Source organism: Aeromicrobium sp. PFPM2_SD2 (assembly GCF_057364525.1).
Map to the genome: position 1 here is coordinate 1 of NZ_JBNFNZ010000102.1, position 6715 is coordinate 6715.

The window sequence follows — 6715 nt, forward strand, 5'->3', positions numbered from 1 at the left end:
CGCGCTTCGGCCTGGTCGAGCCGGGTCATCGGCCTCACGCCGACGAGTGGGCGGCACGCAGCGGCTGGCCGCCGGCCGGCGTCGCGCGGGCCAAGGAGGTCGTGTTCACGGCGACCTGTACGACGCGGCCACGTTCGAGCGCTGGGGCGTCGTCAACCGGGTGCTGGACGACGAGGACTTCGAGGCCGCCACCCTGGCCTACGCCGCGCGCCTCGCCGACGGGCCGACGAAGGCGTTCGGCGCGGCCAAGCAGGTGCTGCGCCACCTCGAGGCCGGCGGCGTCGCCGAGGCCGACGCGCACGTCACCACCATCGCGGCCGAGCTGTTCGACACCGCCGACCTGCAGCACGGGATGGCGTCGTTCCTCCAGGACGGACCGGACAAGGCGACGTTCGAGGGGCGCTGACCGCCGCGTCGAGGGGCTTCGTCGACCGTCTCAGGCGGTGGCGGCGGCCTTCGCGCGCATCGCGTGCGTGGCCCGGCGCTCGGCCCAGAAGCTGACGACGGGCAGGGTCGCGAGCACCATCGTGGTGAGCGTGAAGCCCACGGTCCAGCCGTAGCGGCGCGACAGGATCGCGACCAGCACGAGCACCACCATGAACAGCCAGCCGTGCGCCATGTCGACGACCTTCACGACGTCGTCGTTGACGTTCCACCACGACGTCGGGTCGGTGGCGAGCTGCAGGACGAAGGCGAGCACGACGAAGAACGTCGTGCACCCCACGATCCACGCCAGCACGCTGTAGGTGCGCTCCAAGCCGCCGTTCACGCGACCACGTCCCTCTCCTCGGCCGGCCCGGTGGGGCCGGACTCCTCGCGGCGCGCCCGGTGGGACGCGACGACGTCATGGCTCATGCGCCACCACATGAACACCACGAACGCGGCGAACGCCCACCACTGCCAGGCGTACGACAGGTTCTGCAGGCCGGTCGTCCACGACACGTCGGCGTCGGGGCCCTCGGCCAGGTCGAGCCCGGCGGCGAGCGCCGGGGTCCGGTTGAGCGCGTACCCGCTGTAGAGCGGGTAGTCGAGCTCGTTGAGCAGCGCGGCGATCCGGACGCTGGCGATGACCGGCACGCCGTCGACCTCGCGCTCGGAGTACTCGGTGCTGTCGCTGGGCTCCAGCAGCGCGTCGAGCGTCACCGCGCCCGACGGCGCCGGCGGGAGCTCGCCGACCTGCGGCGCCCAGCCGCGCACGACGGGCCAGCGCCGCGTCCTGGCCGGCGACCCGCAGGGTCGACAGCAGCCAGAACCCGTCGCGGCCGCCCTGGCCCTTGCCCTCGACCCACCACTGGTCGCCGGTGAAGGTGCCCTCGACGGTGACCGAGCGGTCGGCCAGGTCGTCGTGGAACGCCTCCCCCGGCTGCCACAGCTCGGTCAGCGGCACCGCGGCCGCGGCCTGCCGGTCGGCGCGCGCTCGTCCTGCTCGTCGGTGTAGACGCCGATCTGCCAGCGACCCATGAGGACGCAGAAGACGAGCGCCGCGACCGCGAGCAGGGTCAGCCCGGCGACGCCCGGCCGCAGCCAGTCGCGCAGGGACGAGGGGGCGCTCACGTCAGGACACGGTCAGCGGGTGAACGACGCCACGTCGGCGTAGAGCGGGAAGCGCTTGGCCAGCTCGGTCACCCGGGCGCGCAGGCCGGCCACGTCGACGTCGCCGGGCTGCAGCGCCGCGGCGATGATGTCGGCGACCTCGGTGAACTCGGCCGCGCCGAAGCCCCGGGTGGCCAGGGCGGGCGTGCCGATGCGCAGGCCGGAGGTGACCTTCGGCGGACGCGGGTCGTTCGGGACCGCGTTGCGGTTCACCGTGATGCCGACCTCGTGGAGCCGGTCCTCGGCCTGCTGGCCGTCGAAGACCGAGTCGCGCAGGTCGACGAGCACCAGGTGGACGTCCGTGCCGCCGCTGAGCACCGAGATGCCGGCCGCCTTGACGTCGTCGGCGAGCAGGCGGTCGGCCAGGATGCGCGCGCCTCGATGGTGCGCTCCTGGCGGTCCTTGAAGCCGGGCTCGAGCGCCATCTTGAACGCGACGGCCTTGGCCGCGATGACGTGCTCGAGCGGGCCGCCCTGCTGGCCGGGGAAGACCGCGGACTGGATCTTCTTGGCGACGGCGTCGTCGTTGGTCATGATCGCGCCGCCGCGCGGGCCGCCGAGCGTCTTGTGCGTCGTGGTGGTGACGACGTGCGCGTGCGGCAGGGGGCTCGGGTGCAGGCCGGTGGCCACGAGGCCGGCGAAGTGCGCCATGTCGACCCACAGCATCGCGCCGACCTCGTCGGCGATCGCGCGGAAGGCGGCGAAGTCGAGCTGGCGCGGGTAGGCCGACCAGCCGGCGATGATCACGGTGGGCCGGTGCTCGCGGGCCAGGGCGGCGACCTCGTCCATGTCGACGATGCCGTTCGCGTCGACGTGGTACGGCACGACGTTGTAGAGCCGGCCGGAGAAGTTGATCTTCATGCCGTGCGTCAGGTGACCGCCGTTGGCCAGGTCCAGGCCGAGGATGGTGTCGCCGGCGCGGGCGATGGCGTGCAGGGCGGCGGCGTTGGCCTGGGCGCCCGAGTGCGGCTGGACGTTCGCGTGGCGGGCGTCGAACAGCTGCTTGAGCCGGTCGATGGCGATCTGCTCGATCTGGTCGACGAACTCGCAGCCGCCGTAGTAGCGCGCACCGGGGTAGCCCTCGGCGTACTTGTTGGTCAGCACGCTGCCCTGCGCCTCGAGGGCGGCGACCGGGGCGAAGTTCTCCGAGGCGATCATCTCGAGCGTCGTCTGCTGGCGGTCCAGCTCGGCGTCGATGAGGCGGGCGACTTCGGGGTCGAAGTCGACGAGGTGCGCGTCGTGGCTCATGGCTCCCAGGGTATCGGGCCCCGCCCACCGCCCGTCCGCGCGCTCGTAACCAAGTTGCAACGAGGGAACGCTCCGGGGTTGCGCAGCGCGACGAGTACCGTGTGTCCGCGCTCACCGTGGCGCACACAGTCGAACAAGGAGCAACACGATGCGTATTCGCAGGGGTGCGGCGGTCGTCGCCGCCACCGCCCTCGCCGCCGCGGCCCTGGCCGCCTGCGGGGCGGGCAACGACTCCGAGGGGTCCTCGGGCGACGCCCTCGTCGTCGGCACGACCGACAAGGTCGTCTCGATCGACCCGGCCGCTCGTACGACAACGGCTCGCTGAACGTCCAGACGCAGGTCTACCAGTACCTGCTCAACTTCCCCGCCGGCAGCACCGAGCTGACGCCGGACGCCGCGGAGAAGTGCGACTTCACCGCGCCGACCGTCTACACGTGCACGATCAAGGACGGCCTGACCTTCGCCAACGGCAACCCGCTGACGGCCAAGAGCGTCGCGTTCTCGTTCCAGCGCATCGTCGACATCAACAACCCCAACGGCCCCGCGTCGCTGCTGGGCAACATGGCCAAGGTCGAGGCCAAGGACGACAAGACGGTCGTCTTCACGCTCAAGTCGCCCAACGACCAGACCTTCCCGCAGGTGCTCGTCACCTCGGCCGGCCCGATCGTGGACGAGAAGACCTACCCGGCCGACCGCGTCCTGAGCGACGACGAGGCGGTCGAGGCCAAGGGCTTCTCCGGCCCGTACACGATCACCAAGTACAGCAAGAACGAGGTGGCCCAGTTCAAGGCCAACCCCGACTACGACGGCACCTACGGCAAGCCGAAGGCCGACCAGGTGACGATGTCCTACTACAAGGACGCCAACAACCTGAAGCTGGACATCCAGAACAAGAAGATCGACGTCGCGTACCGCTCGCTGACGCCGACCGACATCGAGAGCCTGGAGAAGGCCGACGGCGTCACGGTCCACCAGGGCCCCGGCGGCGAGCTGCGCTACGTCGTGTTCAACCTCAAGACGATGCCCGGCGCGACGGACGCGCAGAAGGCCGCGGTCCGCAAGGCCGCCGCGTACTCGGTCGACCGCGCCGCCCTGAGCGAGCAGGTCTACAAGGGCACGTACACGCCGGCCTGGTCGGCCGTCCCCGAGGGACTGCCGGGCGCCACGGAGTCGTTCAAGGACGCCTACGGCGAGAAGCCGGACGCGGCCGCGGCCAAGAAGGTCCTGACCGACGCCGGCGTCAAGACGCCGGTCGCGCTCAACCTGCAGTACAGCCCCGACCACTACGGCTCGAACTCGGCCGAGGAGTACAACGCGGTCAAGCGCCAGCTCGAGGAGACGGGCCTGTTCAAGGTCACGCTGCAGTCGAGCGAGTGGACGACGTACAGCGAGGAGCGCGTCGCCGACGCGTACCCGGCCTACCAGCTGGGCTGGTTCCCGGACTTCCCGGACTCCGACAACTACCTGACGCCGTTCTTCGGCCCGAACAACTTCCTGCAGTCCCACTACGAGGACGCCACGACGACGGCGATGCTGGACAAGCAGCGCACCGACGCCGACACGGCGTCCCGCGAGAAGACCCTGGGCGAGATCCAGGACCGCATCGCCGACCAGGTCCCGATCCTGCCGCTGCTCACCGGCGCGCAGGTCGCGATCGCGGTCGACGACGTCAAGGGCGTCTCGGACACCCTGGACGCGTCGTTCAAGTTCCGGTTCGCGTCGCTCTCGAAGTGACGCGGTCGTGACGGGGCGGGACCGATCCGGTCCCGCCCCGTCGCACGTCCACCCCACCCCTGGAGGACTCCATGACCACCGAGGTGCTCGCCCCGAGCGACCCACCCGCCACCACGTCCCGGCGCGGCGGCCTGCCGCCCCTGGCGCGCTACCTGCTCGTCCGGCTCGCCCTGATCATCCCCATGCTGTGGGTGCTGGTCACCACCGTGTTCGTGCTCATGCGCGTCATCGGCGACCCGATCACCGCGGCCAACGCCGGACGTCTCACCGCCGAGCAGATCGCCGAGCGCAAGGCCGAGGCCGGCCTGGACCGCCCGCTGCTCCAGCAGTACTGGGAGTACCTGTCCGGCCTGCTGCACGGTGACTTCGGCACGACCCTGACCGACAACCGCGACATCGGCGAGATCCTGGTCAAGCACGGTGCCGCGACGCTCGAGCTGAGCGTCTACGCGCTGATCGTCGCCTTCGCCGTCGCCATCCCCCTGGGCCGCCTGGCCGCCCGCAAGCGCGACCAGCTGCCCGACGTCGTGCTGCGCCTGCTGGCGATCCTGTTCTACGCCGCGCCGGTGTTCTTCGTCGGCCTGCTGCTCAAGCTGGCGGTCTCGCCGCTGGGCTGGCCCACGTCCGGACGCGCCTCGATCACCACCGAGCTCGCGCTGCAGGACGTCCGGCCCAAGACCAACATCCTGCTGCTCGACGCCATCTTGTGGGGCGACCCGGCCTACGTGTGGGACGTCGTCCAGCACGCCGTGCTGCCCGCCGTCGCGCTCGGCCTGCTCACCGGCGGCGTGTTCCTGCGCCTGGTGCGGGTCAACCTGATCCAGACCCTGCGCGCCGACTACGTCACCGCCGCCCGCGCCCGCGGCGTGAGCGAGCGCCGGGTCGTCGGCAAGCACGCCTTCCGCAACGCGCTCGTGCCGGTCGTCACCGTCATGGGCCTGCAGATCGCGATGCTGCTGGCCGGCGCCGTCCTGACCGAGACCACCTTCGAGTGGGACGGCCTGGGCCTGCAGCTGGCCGACTACCTGGTCCGCCGCGACTTCCTGGCGGTGCAGGGCATCGTCACGCTCATCGCGCTCATCGTCTGCGTCTTCAGCTTCCTGATCGACGTGGTCGTGGCGCTCGTCGACCCGAGGGTGAGGTTCTGATGCGACTGCCCGTCCCCCGCGTCGTGCGCGACTCGCACGGCCTGCAGCGGTTCATGCTCGTCCTGGGCCTGGTGCTCGTGGCCGTGTTCGTGCTCGTCGCGATCCTGGCCCCCTGGATCGCCCCGTACGACTTCAACGCCGACCGTGACGCCGGCGGCGTCTTCGGCACCCAGCAGGCGCCGTCCGCGGCCCACTGGTTCGGCACCAACGTCGGCGGCACCGACGTGTTCTCGCGCGTCGTCTACGGCGCCCGCACCGCGGTCGAGGTCATCGTCGTCGCGGTCGTCCTGTCCGCGCTGATCGGCGTGCCGCTCGGCCTCGTCTCGGGCTACCTCGGCGGCGTCGTCGACCGCCTGCTCGTGCTCGTCATGGACGCGCTGTACGCGTTCCCCTCGCTGCTGCTGGCCATCGTCGTCTCGATCGTCGTCTCCGGCGGCTCGAGCGGCGCGCTCGGCGGCATCCTGGCGGCCGCCATCTCGATCACCGTGGTGTTCGTGCCGCAGTACTACCGCGTCATCCGCAACGCGACGGTCGCGGTGAAGGTCGAGCCGTACGTCGACGCCGCCCGCGTCGCCGGCGTGCGCACGCCGCGCATCCTGTCGCGCCACGTGCTGGCCAACGTCGCCCAGACGCTGCCGGTCATCGCGACGCTGAACGCCTCCGAGGCCATCCTCACCCTGGCCGGCCTGGGCTTCCTGGGCTTCGGCATCGAGCCGTCGTCGGCCGCCGAGTGGGGCTACGACCTCAACAAGGCGCTCTCGACGCGTCCAACGGCATCTGGTGGACCGGCCTGTTCCCGGGCCTGGCCATCGTGCTGGTCGTGCTCGGCGTGACGCTCGTCGGCGAGAGCCTCAACGACGTCATGAACCCGCTGCTGCGCACGCGCGGCGGCGAGGCCTCCGACTCCGCCGTCGAGCCCGAGCTCGCCCAGGCGGTCGAGCCGAGCGCCACGGCGGACACCGGCGAGCGCCGGGTGGCCGCGCTGTCGCTGAG

The 6715-nt window shown here is 71.3% G+C and carries 9 protein-coding genes and 1 pseudogene; 5 read left to right on the forward strand and 5 right to left on the reverse strand.

Translation table 11 applies throughout. The annotated features are described in order from the left end of the window. Positions 1-406: enoyl-CoA hydratase/isomerase family protein (locus AC2W7G_RS06900; protein ID WP_485867783.1), on the forward strand; the 406-nt coding region annotated here is incomplete at its 5' end. A 30-nt stretch (positions 407-436) separates the two neighbouring features. Here the strand turns inward: AC2W7G_RS06900 and AC2W7G_RS06905 are convergent. From AC2W7G_RS06905 to glyA, 5 genes and pseudogenes are all read right to left on the reverse strand, one after another. Then, positions 437-769 carry a DUF3817 domain-containing protein gene (locus tag AC2W7G_RS06905; RefSeq protein ID WP_485867784.1) on the reverse strand — a complete coding sequence of 111 codons (333 nt, stop codon included), beginning with the start codon at positions 767-769 and terminating at the stop codon, positions 437-439. Continuing rightward, positions 766-1203, reverse strand: a pseudogene (locus AC2W7G_RS06910) (SURF1 family cytochrome oxidase biogenesis protein); the annotation flags it as partial. The pseudogene AC2W7G_RS06910 and the gene AC2W7G_RS06905, both read right to left, overlap by 4 nt. A gap of 174 nt (positions 1204-1377) precedes the next feature. Beyond that, a complete protein-coding gene (locus AC2W7G_RS06915; protein WP_485867785.1) occupies positions 1378-1554 on the reverse strand; it encodes a hypothetical protein in 177 nt (58 codons plus the stop codon). Positions 1555-1566: 12 nt separating this feature from the next. After that, positions 1567-1911, reverse strand: coding sequence for a hypothetical protein (locus tag AC2W7G_RS06920; RefSeq protein WP_485867786.1), 345 nt, complete (start codon positions 1909-1911; stop codon positions 1567-1569). Continuing rightward, complete coding sequence (gene glyA, locus AC2W7G_RS06925; protein WP_485867787.1) at positions 1803-2840, reverse strand: serine hydroxymethyltransferase; 1038 nt, start codon at positions 2838-2840, stop codon at positions 1803-1805. Before glyA ends, AC2W7G_RS06920 begins: the two co-directional genes overlap by 109 nt. A gap of 99 nt (positions 2841-2939) precedes the next feature. On the opposite strand from glyA, the gene AC2W7G_RS06930 reads away from it, so the two are divergent. The 4 genes from AC2W7G_RS06930 to AC2W7G_RS06945 form a co-directional block, all read left to right on the forward strand. Beyond that, positions 2940-4574 carry an ABC transporter substrate-binding protein gene (locus AC2W7G_RS06930; RefSeq protein ID WP_485867788.1) on the forward strand — a complete coding sequence of 545 codons (1635 nt, stop codon included), beginning with the start codon at positions 2940-2942 and terminating at the stop codon, positions 4572-4574. A 71-nt stretch (positions 4575-4645) separates the two neighbouring features. Next, complete coding sequence (locus tag AC2W7G_RS06935) at positions 4646-5722, forward strand: ABC transporter permease (protein WP_485867789.1); 1077 nt, start codon at positions 4646-4648, stop codon at positions 5720-5722. Then, positions 5722-6555 carry an ABC transporter permease gene (locus AC2W7G_RS06940; RefSeq protein WP_485867790.1) on the forward strand — a complete coding sequence of 278 codons (834 nt, stop codon included), beginning with the start codon at positions 5722-5724 and terminating at the stop codon, positions 6553-6555. The genes AC2W7G_RS06935 and AC2W7G_RS06940 overlap by 1 nt, the downstream gene beginning before the upstream one ends. Further along, positions 6534-6715: hypothetical protein (locus AC2W7G_RS06945; RefSeq protein WP_485867791.1), on the forward strand; the 182-nt coding region annotated here is incomplete at its 3' end. The genes AC2W7G_RS06940 and AC2W7G_RS06945, both read left to right, overlap by 22 nt.

Bases quoted from the DNA above. Each gene is read 5' to 3' on its own strand.
- AC2W7G_RS06940 (WP_485867790.1), top strand. From the start codon at position 5,722: ATGCGACTGCCCGTCCCCCGCGTCGTGCGCGACTCGCACGGCCTGCAG.
- AC2W7G_RS06935 (WP_485867789.1), top strand. From the start codon at position 4,646: ATGACCACCGAGGTGCTCGCCCCGAGCGACCCACCCGCCACCACGTCC.
- glyA (WP_485867787.1), bottom strand. From the start codon at position 2,840: ATGAGCCACGACGCGCACCTCGTCGACTTCGACCCCGAAGTCGCCCGC.